The 15,813-nt window shown below is 73.0% G+C and carries 13 protein-coding genes and 1 pseudogene; 11 read left to right on the top strand and 3 right to left on the bottom strand.

Translation table 11 applies throughout. From position 1 onward, the window contains the following. The first annotated feature begins 12 nt into the window (after positions 1–12). Together ABD901_RS04245 and ABD901_RS04240 are read left to right on the top strand one after the other, a co-directional pair. A complete protein-coding gene (locus tag ABD901_RS04245; protein ID WP_345121423.1) occupies positions 13–801 on the top strand; it encodes a phytanoyl-CoA dioxygenase family protein in 789 nt (262 codons plus the stop codon). A gap of 157 nt (positions 802–958) precedes the next feature. Next, on the top strand, positions 959–1,741 hold the full coding sequence (locus ABD901_RS04240) for an alpha/beta hydrolase (protein WP_345121421.1): 783 nt from the start codon (positions 959–961) through the stop codon (positions 1,739–1,741). A gap of 136 nt (positions 1,742–1,877) precedes the next feature. Here the strand turns inward: ABD901_RS04240 and ABD901_RS04235 are convergent, their stop codons facing one another. Both ABD901_RS04235 and ABD901_RS04230 read right to left on the bottom strand, forming a co-directional pair. Continuing rightward, entirely contained in the window at positions 1,878–2,741 is an 864-nt protein-coding gene (locus ABD901_RS04235; protein ID WP_345121419.1) for an NAD-dependent epimerase/dehydratase family protein, read from the bottom strand. An 81-nt stretch (positions 2,742–2,822) separates the two neighbouring features. Beyond that, positions 2,823–3,800 carry a LysR family transcriptional regulator gene (locus ABD901_RS04230; RefSeq protein WP_345121417.1) on the bottom strand — a complete coding sequence of 326 codons (978 nt, stop codon included), beginning with the start codon at positions 3,798–3,800 and terminating at the stop codon, positions 2,823–2,825. Between the two features lie 73 nt (positions 3,801–3,873). On the opposite strand from ABD901_RS04230, the gene ABD901_RS04225 reads away from it, so the two are divergent. The 8 genes from ABD901_RS04225 (at position 3,874) to ABD901_RS04190 (ending at position 12,409) form a co-directional block, all read left to right on the top strand. Next, entirely contained in the window at positions 3,874–4,776 is a 903-nt protein-coding gene (locus ABD901_RS04225) for a DMT family transporter (protein WP_345121415.1), read from the top strand. A 65-nt stretch (positions 4,777–4,841) separates the two neighbouring features. Further along, complete coding sequence (locus ABD901_RS04220) at positions 4,842–5,888, top strand: LacI family DNA-binding transcriptional regulator (RefSeq protein ID WP_345121413.1); 1,047 nt, start codon at positions 4,842–4,844, stop codon at positions 5,886–5,888. Beyond that, a complete protein-coding gene (locus ABD901_RS04215) occupies positions 5,885–6,814 on the top strand; it encodes a carbohydrate ABC transporter permease (protein ID WP_345121411.1) in 930 nt (309 codons plus the stop codon). Before ABD901_RS04220 ends, ABD901_RS04215 begins: the two co-directional genes overlap by 4 nt. Further along, a complete protein-coding gene (locus ABD901_RS04210; protein WP_345121409.1) occupies positions 6,811–7,650 on the top strand; it encodes a carbohydrate ABC transporter permease in 840 nt (279 codons plus the stop codon). The genes ABD901_RS04215 and ABD901_RS04210 overlap by 4 nt, the downstream gene beginning before the upstream one ends. 37 nt (positions 7,651–7,687) lie before the next feature. Further along, positions 7,688–8,977: an ABC transporter substrate-binding protein gene (locus tag ABD901_RS04205; protein ID WP_345121407.1), complete on the top strand. Its 1,290-nt coding sequence runs from the start codon at positions 7,688–7,690 to the stop codon at positions 8,975–8,977. 2 nt (positions 8,978–8,979) lie between these two features. Next, a complete protein-coding gene (locus ABD901_RS04200) occupies positions 8,980–10,113 on the top strand; it encodes an ADP-ribosylglycohydrolase family protein (protein WP_345121405.1) in 1,134 nt (377 codons plus the stop codon). Next, positions 10,110–11,456: an ADP-ribosylglycohydrolase family protein gene (locus ABD901_RS04195; protein ID WP_345121403.1), complete on the top strand. Its 1,347-nt coding sequence runs from the start codon at positions 10,110–10,112 to the stop codon at positions 11,454–11,456. The genes ABD901_RS04200 and ABD901_RS04195 overlap by 4 nt, the downstream gene beginning before the upstream one ends. Beyond that, entirely contained in the window at positions 11,453–12,409 is a 957-nt protein-coding gene (locus ABD901_RS04190) for a ribokinase (RefSeq protein ID WP_345121402.1), read from the top strand. Before ABD901_RS04195 ends, ABD901_RS04190 begins: the two co-directional genes overlap by 4 nt. Positions 12,410–12,565: 156 nt before the next feature. Here ABD901_RS04190 and ABD901_RS58965 read toward each other — a convergent pair. Further along, positions 12,566–13,618 (bottom strand): annotated as a pseudogene (locus ABD901_RS58965) (RNA-guided endonuclease InsQ/TnpB family protein); the annotation flags it as partial. 167 nt (positions 13,619–13,785) lie between these two features. Here ABD901_RS58965 and ABD901_RS04180 point away from each other — a divergent pair. Then, complete coding sequence (locus ABD901_RS04180; protein ID WP_345121400.1) at positions 13,786–15,741, top strand: SUMF1/EgtB/PvdO family nonheme iron enzyme; 1,956 nt, start codon at positions 13,786–13,788, stop codon at positions 15,739–15,741. Positions 15,742–15,813 lie beyond the last annotated feature (72 nt).

Raw genomic sequence — 15,813 nt, 5'->3', positions numbered from 1 at the left:
AGAGGAGCCGATGTGCTGGCCAGCCAGGACAAAGCCGGAGACGTCAAGGAACGCTACGATCGGGACGGGTACGTCATCTTCCGCAACGTCCTCGATCCGGACCTCATCGCCGAGGCCGACGACCACGTGGCCTGGCTGCAGGCGCGGCATCCGGACGTGCGCCCGGAGCAGCTGGGTCACCTGTACGTCAAGGACGACCCGTTCTGGCTGCGGCTCGTCGGCGACGCGCGCCTGCTCGACATCGCCCAGCTGTTCATCGGCCCGGACATCGCGCTGTTCGCGTCGCACTACATCAATAAGCCGCCGTTGTCCGGGCAGCCCGTGCTGTGGCACCAGGACGGCTCGCTGTGGCCGCTCGACCCGGTCGAGGTGGTGACCCTCTGGCTGGCCGTGGACCACTCCACCGCGCAGAACGGGTGTGTGCGGCTCGTCCCCGGCAGCCACCGGCGGGGCTTCAGCGAGGTGCTCGTGAACGACCGGGTGGAGAGCGTGCTCGGTGTCGAGATCCCGGTCGACGACGTGGACGAGGACCGCGCGGTGGACATGGTGCTCGCCCCGGGCGACGTCGAGGTACACCACCCGAACATCGTGCACGGCAGCAACGCGAACACCTCACCGCACCGGCGGTGCGGGCTGACCATCCGGTACATCCCGACGTCCACCCGGATCATCGGCGAGGAGCAGCCGTACCCGAGCGCATTCCTGCTGCGCGGCCGGCCGGGCGTCAACGTGTACCAGCCGCGCCCGCGGTACGTCGCCGGGGAGCACTTCCCGTTCCGCGGTGCTCAGGACTGGGCGTAGCACCGGGTCGGCCGACGCGCGAGGCCCGAGCCTCTTTTCGGAGGCCCGGGCCCGGTTTCTTTTTGTCGATAATTGGCCCATCGGATGATGTGCGGTGACGTTTTCGAAATCCGTTTCGGGGCCAACAAGATGTCGATCAGAGACATATTCTCCCGGCATGCGACGTACCATCTCCCCCGCCGCCGCTGTGGCGCTGGCATTCGCGCTTACCGCCTGTGGCTCCGATAAGCCCGCCCAGCCCGCCCCGTCCAGCACTGAACCTCAAGCCGCCAGTAACTGCTCCCAGCTGATCGGCACCGGCAAAACGGTCAGCTTCAAGGCCGAGCAGGACGGCACAGTCCTGCGCGGAGTCGAGTTCGGCACCAGCGGCACCGGTGTGGTGCTTGCACACCAGAATCGAGGCAGCGTCTGCGAGTGGCTGCCGTTCGCCGCGAAACTCGCCGGCAAGGGCTACCACGTCCTCGCATTCGACTTCGGCGGCGAGGGCGACTCCGACAAGCACCCCGGCGGCCCCTCGATCGGCGGAGACGTCTTGTCGGCCGCAAAGTGGCTGCGCACCAAAGGCGCGACGGATCTGGTCCTGATGGGCGCGTCGAAGGGCGGCACCGCGTCAATGGCCGCGACGACGAACCTGGACCCCAAACCGAAGGCGGTCGTGACCCTTTCCTCCCCGGCGTCCTTCGACTCCGCCGACGCCCTGAGCGTGGCGTCCAAGGTGACGTTCCCGGTGCTGTACATCGCCGGGGAGTTGGACGCCCCGTTCAACGGCGACGCCAAGGATCTCTACGACGCCACCCCGCCGACGGTCGACCGCCGGCTGCTGGTGGTCCCGACCGCGACAGAGCACGCCACGGCGCTGTTCGGCAGCGCGGCCGCCGACACCGTCACCAAGGCCATCGACGACTTCCTGGCGAAGAACGCGCCCCCGGCGGCCAAGTGAAACCAGGCCCAGGCAGAGGGAGATACGCCGGCTCGGATTGCGGTACGTGCGCTCGTCGATGAACGCAGGCTCTGTCGGCCGCCGCTCGGCGCTCGCAACAAGGTGGAGCGTCCGCAGCGGCGGCCGAGCACCGGGGTCAGTGGGTGTAGCTGCCGGAGCGGAGCTCCTCGACCAGGGTCGGGCGGGTCGGCGTCCAGCCGAGGGCCTTCGCCTTGGCGGCCCGGGTCTGCTGGTCGAGCAGCAGCGCCTCGGCGAAGGGCGCGCCGAGCCGCTCGCGCGAAGCGTCGGCCGTCTCGGGCGCCACGCCGGCGGTGCCGGCGGCGGCCTCGGCCAGCTCGCGCACCGTCGGGTTGACGCCCGAGGCGGCGATCACGTAGCCCAGGCGCTCGCGGCGCTCGACCACGGTGACGTACAGGGCGGCGACGTCCTCGACGTGGATCGTCGTCCAGTGCTGGCCGCCGTCGCCGACGAGCCGGACCCGGCCGGCCTCGTCCCGCTGCGCGGCGATGACCCCGGCGGGGATGCCGCCGCCGTGGCCGTAGACGATCCCGGGCGTCACGATCGTCGCCACCAGGTCGGCGTCGAGCACCGCGCGCTCCACCTCCGCGCGCCAGGCCGTGATGCCCGGCGGCGCGAACGGTGAGTCCTCAGTGATGTCGGCGTTGTCGCCGTAGACCCAGATGCCGCTGGTGTGCACGTACGGCTTGCCGGTGCCGGCCAGCGCCTGCACCGCCGCGCGCACGACCGAGCGGTCGAACTCCGGGTTGCGGGCGTCGCCCGTGGCCGCGGTGTGCACCACGCCGTCGGCGGCCGCGAAGCGCTCCGCCGTCCAGGACGGGTCGAAGAGGTCCCCGACGGCCGACTCGGCGCCGGCCTTGCGGGCCTTCGCGGCGGCCTCGTCGTTGCGCACCAGTGCGGTGACGGTGTGCCCCGCGGCGACGAGCTGTCCGAGCAGCGCGGAGCCGATGTACCCGGTCCCGCCGGTCAATGCGATCTTCATGCTCGCAGCCTAGGACGGTCCGGGCCGCTCGCGCGCCGTGAGGAACACCGCGTCGCGGCCGGGAATGCGCCGCTGGCCTGGCTATTCCCGCGCGCCGCGGGCGCGCTCGGTGACGTGGTCGTCCTCAGGCCGGACGCGGGGGGACGAGCCGAGCCGGGACGCCTGGTCCTGCACGGCCTCCAGGAAGGCGGTCAGGGCGGGGGCCCGAGGGCCGTCGCGGGTGACGACGAACAGGCGACGGCGAAGGTCGGCCTCGGCGATGGCGCGGACGGCGAGGGCGGGGTCGTCCGGGGGCAGGGCCAGCGGCGGCATCAGGGCGACGGCGCCGGTGGCGCGAACGAGCTCGAGCTGGACGTCGGCGTCGTTGGAGCGGTGGCGCAGGTCAGGTTCGTAGCCACCGAAGGAGCGGCAGGTGCCCACGACCATGGCGTGGTGGCCGGTGCCCTCGGCGGAGGCCGTCCAGACGTCGGCGCGCAGGTCGGCAACCGAGACCGGGCCGGCCGGTGCGGCGAGCGGGTGGGTCGCCGGCAGCACCAGCCGCAGCGGCTCCTCGTGCAGCACCTCGAAGCGCAGGCCGTCGTGCCGGGGACGGGGCTGGCCGTCGTACTCGTCGCCGATCACCAGGTCGACAGCGCCCAGCCGCAGGCCGGGGAGCGACTGTTCGAGCTCCAACTCGAAGATCTCCAGGCGCACCCGGGGGTGCTCGGCCATCGTGCGGGCCACGGCCGGGATGAGCAGGCGGCGGGCCGCTGACTGCAGGCCGCCGGCCCGGACGGTGCCGCGGACCTCACCGCTCAGCGCCGCCAGATCCGCGGTCGCCGCCTCGGCCGCGCAGAGCAGCACCCTCGCGTGCCGGGCGAGCACGTGCCCGGCGTCGGTGAGCCGCACGCCCCGGCCGGCCTTCTCGAACAGTTGCGCGCCGGTCTCCTTCTCCAGGAGGTTCAGCTGCTGGGAGACCGCGGACGGGCTGTAGCCGAGCGCCGCGGCGACCGCGCCCAGGGTGCCGCGCTCCTCGAACTCCCGCAGGAAGCGGAGGCGGCGGAGGTCCAGCGCAACCATGCACGAATCCTAACGAATCAGCTCCATGAATCGTCACTGGACCTGATGGGTCGAGTGGCCGATCCTCGACCGCGTGGGACCCGCACTGTGTCTGCTCTCGGCGGCGTGCTTCGGCGCGATGGCCATCTTCGGGAAGTTCGCCTACGCGGCGGGGGTCACGCCCGCGACGGCACTGCTCGTCCGGTTCACCCTGGCGGCGGCAATGCTGGCGGTACTGCTGGTGCTTCGACCCCGGCCGCGGCGAACCGGGACGGCACCGAGCCGCCGGGTGGTGGTCATCGCGCTCGGCCTCGGCGCCCTCGGGTACGCCACGCAGGCGGGTCTGTACTTCGCCGCCCTCAAGGTGATGGACGCGTCACCGCTGTCCCTCATCCTCTACACCTATCCCGTGCTCGTCACCGCCGGCGCGGTGCTGATCGGCCGGGACCGGCCGACGCCTCGGCGCTCGGCTGCGCTGGTGGCCGCGTCCGCCGGCACGCTGCTCGTCCTGCTCGGCGCCGGCGGCGGGAGCTTCCACCCGCTCGGCGCGCTGCTGGGCTTCGGCTCCGCGGTCACCTACACGATGTACATCCTCGTCGCCGACACCGTCGTGCACGAGTTGCCGCCCGTGGTGCTCACCACGCTGGTGATGACCGGCGCGGCCGGCGCTTTCGGGGTGCGTGCCCTGGTCACCGGCGGCGTCGACCTCGGCTTCCGGGCGGCGGGATGGTGGTGGCTGGCCTGCATCGCGGTCGTCTCCACCGTGCTGGCGGTGCTCGCCTTCTTCGCGGGCCTGCGCCGGACCGGCCCGTCCACCGCCGCCATTCTCTCGACGTTCGAACCCGTGGTCACCGCGGGGCTGGCCACCCTCACCCTGGGCGAGTCGCTGACCGTCGCCCAGCTCGCCGGCGGCGCCCTCGTGCTGGCCTCCGTCGCGGTCCTGCAGGCGGGGCGGGCGCCGGCATCGGCCGGAAACGTTTCCGTAACGAGCCCTTGACCTGACGGGCCATCGCGTCGCAGACTCGCGGAAACGTTTACAGCTGAGAGGCGGAGGTGGCGGACGTGGTCCGTAAACGTTTACACGACCCGGTCGACGGCCGGCCGACCGTCCACACGGTCGCCGCCCGCGCCGGAGTGTCGATCGCCTCGGCCTCGCGGGTGCTCAACGGCCTCGGGGCCAGCGACGAGACGATCCGCAAGGTCCGCGCGGCCGCCGCCGAGGTCGGCTACGTCCCCAACGCCATCGCCCGCTCGCTGCAGTCACAGCGGACCGGCCTGGTCGCGCTCGCAGTGGAGGACATCGGCAACCCGGTGTACGTCGCGATGATGCGGGCCATCGAGGCGGTGGTCGCGTCGTCGGGGCGCCAGCTCGTCGTGCACGCAACGGGCGGGCACATCCCCAGCGAGACCGCACTGCTGCGCCGGCTCGCCAACCGCTACGTCGACGGCATGATCGTCTCGCCGATCCGGGTCACCAACGACCACCTCACCGCCATGATCGAGAGCCCGGTGCCCGTCGTGGTGATCGGCCAGCTGCGCGAGGACGCCCCGGTCGACAACGTGCGCACCGACTCGCGGACCGGCGTCGGGCTGGCCGTCGATCACCTGGTGGCCACCGGCCGGCGGCGGATCGGCTTCGTCAACGGACCGCTCGACACGGTGCCCGGCGCGGCCCGTGACGCGGGCTTCCGGGCCGCCCTCGCGGGCCACGGCATCGAGCCCGACGAGCGCCTGATCGAGGTCGGCGACTTCCAGTACGCGGCCGGGCGCGCCGCCGCCGAGCGGCTGCTGGCCCGGGCCACGCCCGACGCGCTGCTGTGCGCCAACGACCTCATCGCCGTCGGCGCGCTGCACGCGCTGCTCGCCGGCGGCCGGCGGGTGCCCCACGACGTGGCGCTGGTCGGCATGGACGACACGGAGCTGGCCCAGATGATGTTCCCGCAACTGTCCAGCGTCTCCCTCGGCTCCGCCGAGCGCGGCCGCCGGGCGGCGGAGCTGCTGCTGCAGCGCATCGCCGAACCCGCCCTGCCGCCGCGGCGGGAGCACGTACCGCCGGCGCTGTCCGTGCGCGCGTCGAGCGAGCCCGTCGCCGCGGGGCCGGCCGCATGAGCACCGCGACCGTGACCGCTCCCCCGGCCCCGGCCGTCCGGCGCACCCGGCCGCGCGGCGACCGGACGGGCATGTACCTGCTGCTGCTCCCGTCGCTGCTGCCGATCGCGGTGCTGTCGGTGTTCCCGCTGCTGCGCGGCATCTACCTGGGCTTCACCGACGCCCGCGCCGGGCGCAACGTCGAGGTGAGCTTCACCGGCCTGGCCAACTACGGCAAGCTGCTGCGCGACGACCTGTTCTGGAACTCGTTCAAGGTCGGGCTGTTCTGGGCGTTCAGCGTGACGATCCTGCAGTTCCTGCTCGCGCTCGGCCTGGCGCTGCTGCTCAACGAGCAGCTGCGCTTCCGGGGCGTGGCCCGGGTGCTCTCGGTGGTGCCGTGGGCGATGCCGCCGGTCGTGGTCGGCATCCTGTGGAAACTGGTGTACCACCCGGACGCCGGCCTGCTCAACGAGCTGCTGCACCGCGTCGGCGCGGACGGGATGCGCCACACGTGGCTCGGCGACTTCAGCACCGCGCTGCCGGCGGTGATCATCGTCGGCGTGTGGGCCGGCATGCCGCAGACCACGGTCGTGCTGCTGGCCGGGCTGCAGGGGGTACCGCGGGAGCTGCACGAGGCGGCCGCGGTCGACGGCGCCGGCAGCTGGCAGCGGTTCCGCAGCGTGACGCTGCCCGCGCTGACGCCGGTGATCGTCGCCATCACCTCGCTCGACTTCATCTGGAACTTCAACTCCTTCGGGCTGGTCTACGTGCTGACCGCGGGCGGGCCGGGCGGGCGCACGATGCTGCCGATGCTCTTCGCCTACGAGGAGGCGTTCCGGTACGGCAACTACGGCTACGCCGCGGCGCTGGGCAACGTCATGGTGATCATCATCGTGGCGCTGCTGGCCCTGTACCTGCGCCGGCGGCTGCGGGAGGCGAACACATGATCGGCCGGCCGAGCCGGACCGGGCGGGCGCTGCGCTACGTCGCCCTGGCCGCATACGTGATCTTCCTGGGGTTCCCGCTCGTCTGGCTGCTCTCCACCGCGTTCAAGCCGCCGCGGGAGCTCGTCGCGCTGCACCCCACCTTCGTACCGGTCCACCCGACGGTGCAGAACTTCGTGCAGGCGTTCACCGAGCAGGACCTGGGCCGGGCGGCGCTCAACAGCCTCCAGGTCTCGCTCGCCTCGGCGGTGCTGACGGTCCTCGTCGCGCTGCCCGCCTCCTATGCGCTGGCCCGGTTCCGCACCCGGCTCGGCACGGTGGCCCTGGGCTGGGTGCTGCTGTCCCAGCTGTTTCCGTTCGTGCTGCTGATCATCCCGATCTTCCTGATCCTGCGGGAGATCGGACTGGCCAACACCCACGCGGGCCTGGTGCTGATCTACGTGGTCTGGGCGCTGCCGTTCGCGCTGTGGATGCTGCAGGGGTTCGTGCGCAACATCCCGCGCGAGCTGGAGGAGGCGGCGTCCGTCGACGGCGCCACCCGGCTGCAGGTCCTGCGCCGGGTCGTCCTCCCGCTGCTCGCACCGGGCGTGGTGGCCACGGCCGTGTTCTCCTTCATCTCGGCCTGGAACGAGTTCTTCTTCGCCCTCGTGCTCATCAAGACGCCGGAGCTCGCGACGCTGCCCGTGGCCCTGGCCCGGTTCGTCGGCATCGAGGGCACGGCCCGGCTCGGGCCGCTGGCGGCCGGCTCCCTGCTGGCCACCCTGCCGAGCCTCATCTTCTTCGCCGTCATGCAACGACGGCTCTCCTCCGGTTCGCTCGCCGGCGCCGTCAAGGGCTGACCGGGCGACACACCCCACCCCCATCAGGAGGTCATCCATGCTCCGAACCGGTTTACGTCTGCGAATGGCGGCGGCCGCGGCCGTCGCGCTCGCGGGCCTCGGCCTGCTGTCCGCCTGCGGCGACGACGCCAAGTCCGCCTCCGGCCCGGTCAAGCTGCGTTTCCTGAGCCTGGCCTGGCAGAAGGAGTCCCTGCAGGCGAACAAGGACCTCGTCGCGCAGTGGAACCGCGAACACCCCGACATCCAGGTCGAGTACGTCCAGGGCGACTGGAACTCCGTGCACGACCAGCTGCTGACCGCCTTCGAGGGCGGCGACGCGGCCGACATCGTGCACTACGAGGCGGCCTCGATCGGCGAGTTCAGCAAGCAGGGGTACCTCGCCGACGTCTCGCCGCTGCTGTCCGACGGCTTCAAGAGCCAGATCGACAAGGGCATCTGGGACACGGCCACCTTCGACGGCAAGGTCACCGGCGTGCCGTTCCTGCTCGAGTCGCAGGTGGTCATCGCCAACAAGACGCTGCTGGACGCGGCCGGCATCGCGGTGCCGCCCGCCGACGGCGGCTGGACCTGGGACGAGTTCCAGGCCAACGCGCAGAAGCTCACCAAGCCCGGGCAGTACGGTGTGGCGTGGGCGCTGAAGTCGCCGACGAACCGGGTCATGAACCTGGCGCTGAACTTCGACGGCAAGTTCTTCTACACCGAGGGCGGCAAGACCGAGGTGAAGGTCGGCGACGCGGAGAAGGAGGTGCCGAAGCGGATCCACGACATGCTGTACACCACGAAGTCGGCCTCCCCCGAGGCGCTCGGCATGAGCGGCGCCGACACGCTGCCCGGCTTCTTCGGCGGCAAGTACGCGATGCTGCCCGGCTCGGTGTCACTGCGCCAGCAGATGGTCGAGCAGGCGCCGGCCGGGTTCCAGTGGGTGACCCTGCCCCCGGTCAAGGGGCTGTCGACGAAGCAGGCTGCCAACCCGCAGACGCTGTCGATCTCCGCGGACTCCAAGCACCAGAAGGAGGCCGCGCAGTTCCTCGAGTTCTTCCTCAACCCGGCGAACATGGCGGCCCTGGCCAAGGGTGACTGGCTCGTGCCGACCGGCAAGCAGGCCAACCAGGAGCTGGTCAAGGCGACCGGCGGCAAGCAGGGCTGGGACGTGGCCGCCGACAGCGCGGCCGACCTGACCGTCGCGCCGTTCCAGATGGCCAACGGTTACCCGGAGTGGAAGACGAAGTACGCCACGCCGGCGCTCCAGCAGTACTTCGCCAACAAGATCACGCTCGACCAGCTCGGAACGCAGCTGGTCGACGGCGGCAAGCAGGTGCTGAGGTAACGATGTCACTCTTGCTCGACAAGTCGGTCGGATGCCTGGTCGGCGCCGCGGTCGGCGACGCGCTCGGCGGGGCCACCGAGACGGCGCTGCCGGAGCAGATCCGGGCCCGCTACGGCGGCTGGGTGGAGGGCATCGTGCCCCCGTACCACGCCGACTGGGCCACCGCGCGGCCGCTCGCGCCCTACCACAAGGGCGACGGGCACATCACCGACGACACGTTGATGACCCACGCGCTGGTGCGGGTGTACGCCCGGAAACGCGACCACCTCGACGCGTTCGACGTCGTGGACCGGCTCGTCCCCGATCTGATCGAGCGGGTGGTGTACATCCCGGACCTGGAGCGTGAGGGGGTGGCCTTCCACCGGCTCGCCGCCGCCGAGCGGTGGCTGGTCACCCGCCTGCACCACGCACACGCCGATCCGCGCGAGGCCGGCGTCGGCAACATCGTCAACTGCGGCGCGGCGATGTACATGGCCCCGGTCGGCATCGTCAACGCCGGCGACCCGGCCGGGGCCTACGCCGAGGCGGCCGATCTCACCGGCGCGCACCAGCACAGCTACGGCAGGGAGGCGGCGGCGGTGTTCGCCGCCTGCGTGGCCGCCGCGGCGGCGCCCGGCGCGACGGTCGACGACGTCGTCGCCGCCGCGCTGGACCTCGCCCGCGACGGCACCCGCGCCGCCGTCGACGCCGTCGTCAAGGAGGCCCGCGGCCACACCGACTGGCGTACGGCGATCCCGGCGCTGCGGGCCGCGGTCGCGCCGTTCGACACGGTCGGCGAGGAGTACCACAGCCCCGGGCTGGGCGCGCGCCGCCCGAGCCGCGTGCACGCCATCGAGGAGCTGCCGGTCGCGATCGGCATGCTCGTCGTCGCCGGCGGCGACTTCCGCGCCGCCGTGCTCGGCGCGGTGAACTACGGCCGCGACGCCGACTCGACCGCGACGATGGCCGGCGCGATCGCCGGTGCGCTCGGCGGGTCGGCGGCCGTGCCGGCGCAGTGGTCGGCGGCGGTCGCCGAGGCGTCGCGCACCGACCTGGTGCAGCCCGCCGCGACCCTCGCCGAGGTGGCCGCCGAGGTCTTCGCCCGCGACCGGGAGCGCTTCGCCCGCCGCGCCGAGCGCTTCGGCGGCCTCGCATGAGGCTGACCTGGGTACAGCCGGAGGACCTGCTGCCGCACGAGCTGGCGGCCAGCCGGGACGAGGGCCGCGACGTCACCGCGATCGCCCGGCGGTGGGCGGCCGCCGGCGGCGACGCGACCCCGCCGGTGAGCGGCGCGTCGGCGAGCCCGGCCCCGGCGGCGCTGCGCGCCCTCGCCGTCGAGTTGCTCGACGCCGCCGACGCGCTGCCCACCCCGGGCGGCGAACCCGGCGACCTCGACGAAGTGCGGGCGCACTGGCCGGCGGCCTGGGACCTGCCGGCGAAGGCGTCGCTCGACCGGCTGCACGGCGGCTGGCTCGGCCGGGCCGCCGGCTGCCTGCTCGGCAAGCCGGTGGAGAAGATCCCGCGCGAGGGCATCCGGGAGATCCTGACCGCCACCGGCCGGTGGCCGCTGCGGGACTGGTTCACCGCCGAGGGCCTGCCGGCCGAGGTCGCCGCGCGCTGGCCGTGGAATCGGCGCAGCGCCGCCACCAGCCTCGCCGAGAACATCGACGGCATGCCCGAGGACGACGACCTCAACTTCGCCCTGCTCGCGCTGCGCCTGCTGGAGACGGCCGGCCGGGGCTTCACCGGCGCCGACGTCGCCGAGGCGTGGCTGTCCTGGCTGCCGGCCGGGCGGGTGTTCACCGCCGAGCGCGTCGCGTACCGCAACCTGCTGCTGGGCCTGGTGCCGCCGGACACCGCCCGCCGCCACAACCCGTTCCGCGAGTGGATCGGCGCGCAGATCCGCACCGACGTGTACGGCTGGGTCAACCCCGGCCACCCCGGCCGGGCGGCCGAGCTCGCCTGGCGCGACGCGAGCGTCAGCCACGTCCGCTCCGGCGTGCACGGCGCGATGTGGGTGGCCGCCATGGCCGCCGCCGCCCCGGTGGCGGACGGCATCGAGGCGGTCCTCGACGCCGGCGAGTCGGTGCTGCCGCCCGGCGGGCGGTTCACCGCGGCCGTGCGCGAGGCCCGGGCCCTCGGCGCCGCCGGCGGCGACTGGGAGCGCATCGTCGACGCGCTGTACGAGCGCCACGGCCACCTGCACTGGGTCCACGTGCGCAACAACGCGGCCCTGACCGCGGCCGCACTGGCCTACGGCGGCGGCGACTTCGAGCGCTCCGTGTGCGCCGCGGTCAGCGGCGGCTGGGACACCGACTCCAACGGCGCCACCGTCGGCGCGGTCACCGGCGCACTGAGCGGCGCCGCCGCGCTGCCGCGGCGGTGGGTCGACCCGCTGCGCGGGCGGCTCGCCAGCAGCATCGCCGGCTTCGACGGCATCGGCTTCGACGAACTGGCGGCCCGCACGTTCGCCCTGGCCGGCGAGGGGACCGGCCGATGAGCGCAAACGTGATCGTGGTCGGCAGCGCCAACCTCGACCTGGTGGTCGCCACGCCCCGGCTGCCCTCCCCCGGCGAGACGGTCCTCGGCGGCGACTTCCGCACGGTGCCCGGCGGCAAGGGCGCCAACCAGGCCGTCGCCGCCGCGCGGGCCGGCGCCGCCTGCGCGTTCGTCGGCGCCGTCGGCGGCGACGACTTCGGCCGGCTACTGCGCGACAGCCTGGTCGCCGCCGGCGTCGACGTGCGGGGGCTGCGCACCGCCGACGGGCCCTCCGGCGTCGCGCTCATCACGGTCGACGCGGCCGCGGAGAACTGCATCGTCGTCGCGCCCGGCGCGAACGCCACCCTCACCGTGCTCGACCCGGCCGACCGGGCGGCGATCGCCGCGGCCGACGTGCTGCTGCTGCAGCTCGAGATCCCGCTGACGGCCGTCGCCGAGGCCGCCGGCGCGGCACGGGACGCCGGCACCACCGTCGTGCTCAACGCCGCCCCGGCCGCGCAGCTGCCCCCGGACCTGCTCGCCCTGATCGACGTGCTCGTCGTCAACGAACACGAGGCGGCCGTCGTCGCCGGCCGGACCGGGGCCGGGACCGGCCCGGACGGGCTGCTCGACGCCCTGCTCGAGCTGGTGCCACGGGTCGTGCTGACGCTCGGCGCCCGGGGCGCCGCCTACGGCGACCGCGACGGCCTGCGGGTGCGGGTCCCGGCGCCGGTCATCGACGCGGTCGACACCACCGCCGCCGGCGACGCGTTCACCGGCGCGATGGCCGTCGCCTGGGCCGAGCACGGCCTCACCCAGCCGGGCGCCGCGCCCGGCGACGCCGTGACCACCGCGCTGCGGTGGGCGTGCGCCGCCGGGGCCGCCTGCGCGCAGCACCCCGGCGCGTCCGTCGCGCTGCCCGACCGGCACCGCATCGACCGCCTCTTCGCAGCGACCTACCGAGGTACCGCTTGACAATCCTCCCCGCCCTAAAGGGACGGGGATTCCCTGGGTCACCCCAGGGGGTTCCTGCTTCACCGACGACCGCCCCGTCCGAGAGGACTCTCGTTGAGGTCTTACACCGCCTCCACAGGCAATCACGGAGAGCCCCTCCGCGAGGATGTTGCGGGCCGCGTTCACGTCGCGGTCGTGGATGCGCCCACATCGGCACGTCCACGACCGCATGTGCAGCGGCATCCGCTCAGCGAGCGCACCGCAGACGGCGCACAGCTTGGACGACGGGAACCAGCGGTCCACGACGACCAGGTTGCGGCCGTGCCATTCGGCCTTGTATTCGAGCATGGCGCGGAACTGCCGCCAGGCCGCGTCGGAGATGGCGCGGGCCAGGCTGTGGTTTTTGACCATGTTGCGCACGGTCAGGTCCTCGATCACGATCGTTTGGTTCTCACGAACGAGTCGAGTGGTCAGCTTGTGCAGGTGGTCGCGGCGGCGGTCGGTGATCCGGGCGTGGACGCGGGCGACCTTGCGGCGGGCCTTGGCCCGGTTCGCGGAGCCCGGCTCCTTCCTGGCGAGGCTCCGTTGGGCGCGGGCGAGCGCGGCCCGGTCGTGGCGCTCATGGCGCGGGTTGGTGATCTTCTCCCCGGTGGACAGTGTGAGAAGGCTGTCGAGCCCTGCGTCGATCCCGACCGCGCCCGTGGCCGGGACCTGCTCGATCACGTCGTCGCAGCGCAGGGACACGAACCAGCGCCCGGCCGGGTCCTGCGACACGGTCACCGTCGATGGCGACGCCCCCTCTGGCAGGGGCCGGGACCACACGATATCGAGGGGTTCGGTCATCTTCGCCAGGATGAGCCGGCCGTGACGGTAGCGAAACGCGCTCGTGGTGTACTCCGCCGATCGGCGCGACTTCTTCTTCGACTTGAACGTCGGGTACCTGGCCCGCTTGGCGAAGAAGTTCGTGTACGCCACCTGGAGGTGGCGCAGCGCCTGGTGCAACGGCACCGACGAAACCTCGTTGAGGAACGCCAGATCCCCGGTCTTCTTCCACGCGGTCAGCATCGCGCTGGTGGCGTTGTAGTTGAGCCGTTCTTGGCGCAGCGTCCACGCCTCGGTGCGGGCCTGCAACGCCATGTTGTAGACCAGCCGGACACACCCGAACGTCCGGGCAAACTCAGCAGCCTGCCCAGGGCTCGGGTAAAAGCGGAACTTGAACGCCCGCTTCACGGTCCCGCTCACGGCTCACACGATAGTGGTCTATCCAGTGAACCTTGCGGTGACGCGCGGGCAGACGCCTGCCCGCCTCGGCGGCGGATCTGCCTTCCCTGCCCTGCTGCGCAAGGGTTCCGTTTCCTCCCCGGCCCGAAGGCCGGAGTATCCACAGAAGGAATCCGATGACCTTCAACCCGTACGTGCCCCGCCCCATCGACCGGCCGGCGGCCGTGCCGCTCGACCCGGGCGCGGACCTGACGGTCCTCGACGAGGCGAAGATCTTCGCGGCGCCCGGCGACCCGGCCGACTGGCCGGCCTGGCGCGAGCGCCTCGCGCAGTGGCGCACGGACGCGCGGCGGCGCCTGCGGTACACCGGCGCGCACTACGACGAGATCACCGGCGACTGCTTCAGCGTCTGCCTGGCCTGGCTGTGGGACGAGACGCTCTACGACCACGAGGCGGGCCGTTTCACCGTCGAGGCGTTCCTGGACGCGGCGCAGCGCGACTTCGGCGGCTTCGACGGGGTGGTGCTCTGGCACGCCTACCCGGTGATCGGCCTCGACGAGCGCAACCAGTTCGACTACTACCGCGATGTGCCCGAGCTGCCGGCGGTGGTGCGCGCCCTGCAGGACCGCGGCGTGCGGGTCTTCCTCGACTACAACCCGTGGGACACCGGGACCCGCCGGGAGCCCGGCAGCGACGCCGATCAGGTCGCGGCGCTCGTCGCCCGCCTCGGCGCCGACGGGGTCTTCCTCGACACCCTCAAGGAGGGCGCCGGGGAGCTGCGCAAGGCCCTCGACGCGGTACGGCCCGGCTTGGTGCTGGAGGGCGAGAGCCGCGTACCGCTGGCCCGCATCGAGGACCATGCGATGTCGTGGGCGCAGTGGTTCGCCGACTCCGACGTCCCGGGTGTGCTGCGGGCGAAGTGGTTCGAGCGCCGCCACGTGCTGCACCACACCCGGCGGTGGCATCGCGACCACCTCGACGAGCTGCACTCCGCCTGGCTCAACGGCTGCGGGGTGCTGGTCTGGGAGAGCGTCTTCGGCGTCTGGGTCGGCTGGAACGAGCGCGACCGCGCGGTACTGCGGGCGATGCGGGCCGTGCAGGCCAGCCACGCCGCCTGGCTGCGGGCCGAGGACTGGGTGCCGCTGGCCGACCACCCCGGCGAGGGGTGGGTGTACGCGTCGCGCTGGACGCACGACGACACGCCACTGTGGACGGTGGCGAACCGGGGCGACGACCACGACGGCCCGTGGCTCACGACCGGCGCACGGCCGGGCCGCCGCTTCGTCGACCTCGTCACCGGCGCGGAGCTGACCGTGACCGAGCGGCCGGACGGGCGGGTGGCCGTCGGCGGGCCACTGCCGGCGGGCGCGATCGCGGCGGTGACCGTCGTGGCCGAGGACGCACCTGCGGTACCCGCGCGGGAAACACCCACCGGTGACCCCACGTTCCCCGCGCGGGCCGCGGTGCGGACCCGGACGCCGTGGGCGCCCCGCGCCGACGTCCCGCTCGGCATGGTGGCGGTCGACGGCGGCCGGCACGAGCTGACGGTCGTGCACCGGGTGCGCGAGACCGGGCTGTACGGCGAGACCCCGTACGTCGACGAGTGGAAACCGCTCCCGCCGCGGCTGCACCACGACGCCACGCTGCGCCGCACGGTCCGGCTCGGCCGCTTCGCCATCGACACGCACGAGATCACCCACGCCCAGTACGCCCGGTTCCTTGCCGACTCCGGCTACCGGCCGGCCCGCCCGGAGCGGTTCACCGCCGGCACCGGCACCCCGGACGCCCCGGTGTGCGGGGTCGACCTGGCCGACGCGCGCGCGTACGCCGCCTGGGCCGGGCTGCGGCTGCCGACCGAGGACGAGTGGCAGGTCGCCGCCGAGGCCGGGCTGCTGCGCCGCGGCGAACCGCTGGTGTGGAACCTGACCGAGAGCGAGCACAGCGACGGCCGGACCCGCTTCGTCATCCTCAAGGGCGGGGCCGCCCATCGCAGCGAGGGCTCCGACTGGTACCTCGACGGCGGCCCCCAGCCGCCGCAGGCCTCGGTGAAGCTGCTGCTGCTCGGCGCCGGCCTGACCCGCTCCACCTCGGTGAGCTTCCGCTGCGCGGCCGACCTGGAGGAGGGCGCGTGACCGGTCCGGAGCGAAGCGGAGGGGCCGGTCACCAATGGACACAGCCTGACGGTTACGCAACCGACGAGCGCC

The organism is Dactylosporangium darangshiense, from assembly GCF_039537565.1.
GTDB classification, from domain to species: Bacteria; Actinomycetota; Actinomycetes; order Mycobacteriales; family Micromonosporaceae; genus Dactylosporangium; species Dactylosporangium darangshiense.
This window is presented reverse-complemented; position numbering and strand designations above follow the sequence as displayed.

Bases quoted from the DNA above. Each gene is read 5' to 3' on its own strand.
- ABD901_RS04240 (WP_345121421.1), top strand. From the start codon at position 959: ATGCGACGTACCATCTCCCCCGCCGCCGCTGTGGCGCTGGCATTCGCG.
- ABD901_RS04190 (WP_345121402.1), top strand. From the start codon at position 11,453: ATGAGCGCAAACGTGATCGTGGTCGGCAGCGCCAACCTCGACCTGGTG.
- ABD901_RS04215 (WP_345121411.1), top strand. From the start codon at position 5,885: ATGAGCACCGCGACCGTGACCGCTCCCCCGGCCCCGGCCGTCCGGCGC.
- ABD901_RS04200 (WP_345121405.1), top strand. From the start codon at position 8,980: ATGTCACTCTTGCTCGACAAGTCGGTCGGATGCCTGGTCGGCGCCGCG.
- ABD901_RS04235 (WP_345121419.1), bottom strand. From the start codon at position 2,741: ATGAAGATCGCATTGACCGGCGGGACCGGGTACATCGGCTCCGCGCTG.
- ABD901_RS04205 (WP_345121407.1), top strand. From the start codon at position 7,688: ATGCTCCGAACCGGTTTACGTCTGCGAATGGCGGCGGCCGCGGCCGTC.
- ABD901_RS04210 (WP_345121409.1), top strand. From the start codon at position 6,811: ATGATCGGCCGGCCGAGCCGGACCGGGCGGGCGCTGCGCTACGTCGCC.
- ABD901_RS04180 (WP_345121400.1), top strand. From the start codon at position 13,786: ATGACCTTCAACCCGTACGTGCCCCGCCCCATCGACCGGCCGGCGGCC.
- ABD901_RS04230 (WP_345121417.1), bottom strand. From the start codon at position 3,800: ATGGTTGCGCTGGACCTCCGCCGCCTCCGCTTCCTGCGGGAGTTCGAG.
- ABD901_RS04195 (WP_345121403.1), top strand. From the start codon at position 10,110: ATGAGGCTGACCTGGGTACAGCCGGAGGACCTGCTGCCGCACGAGCTG.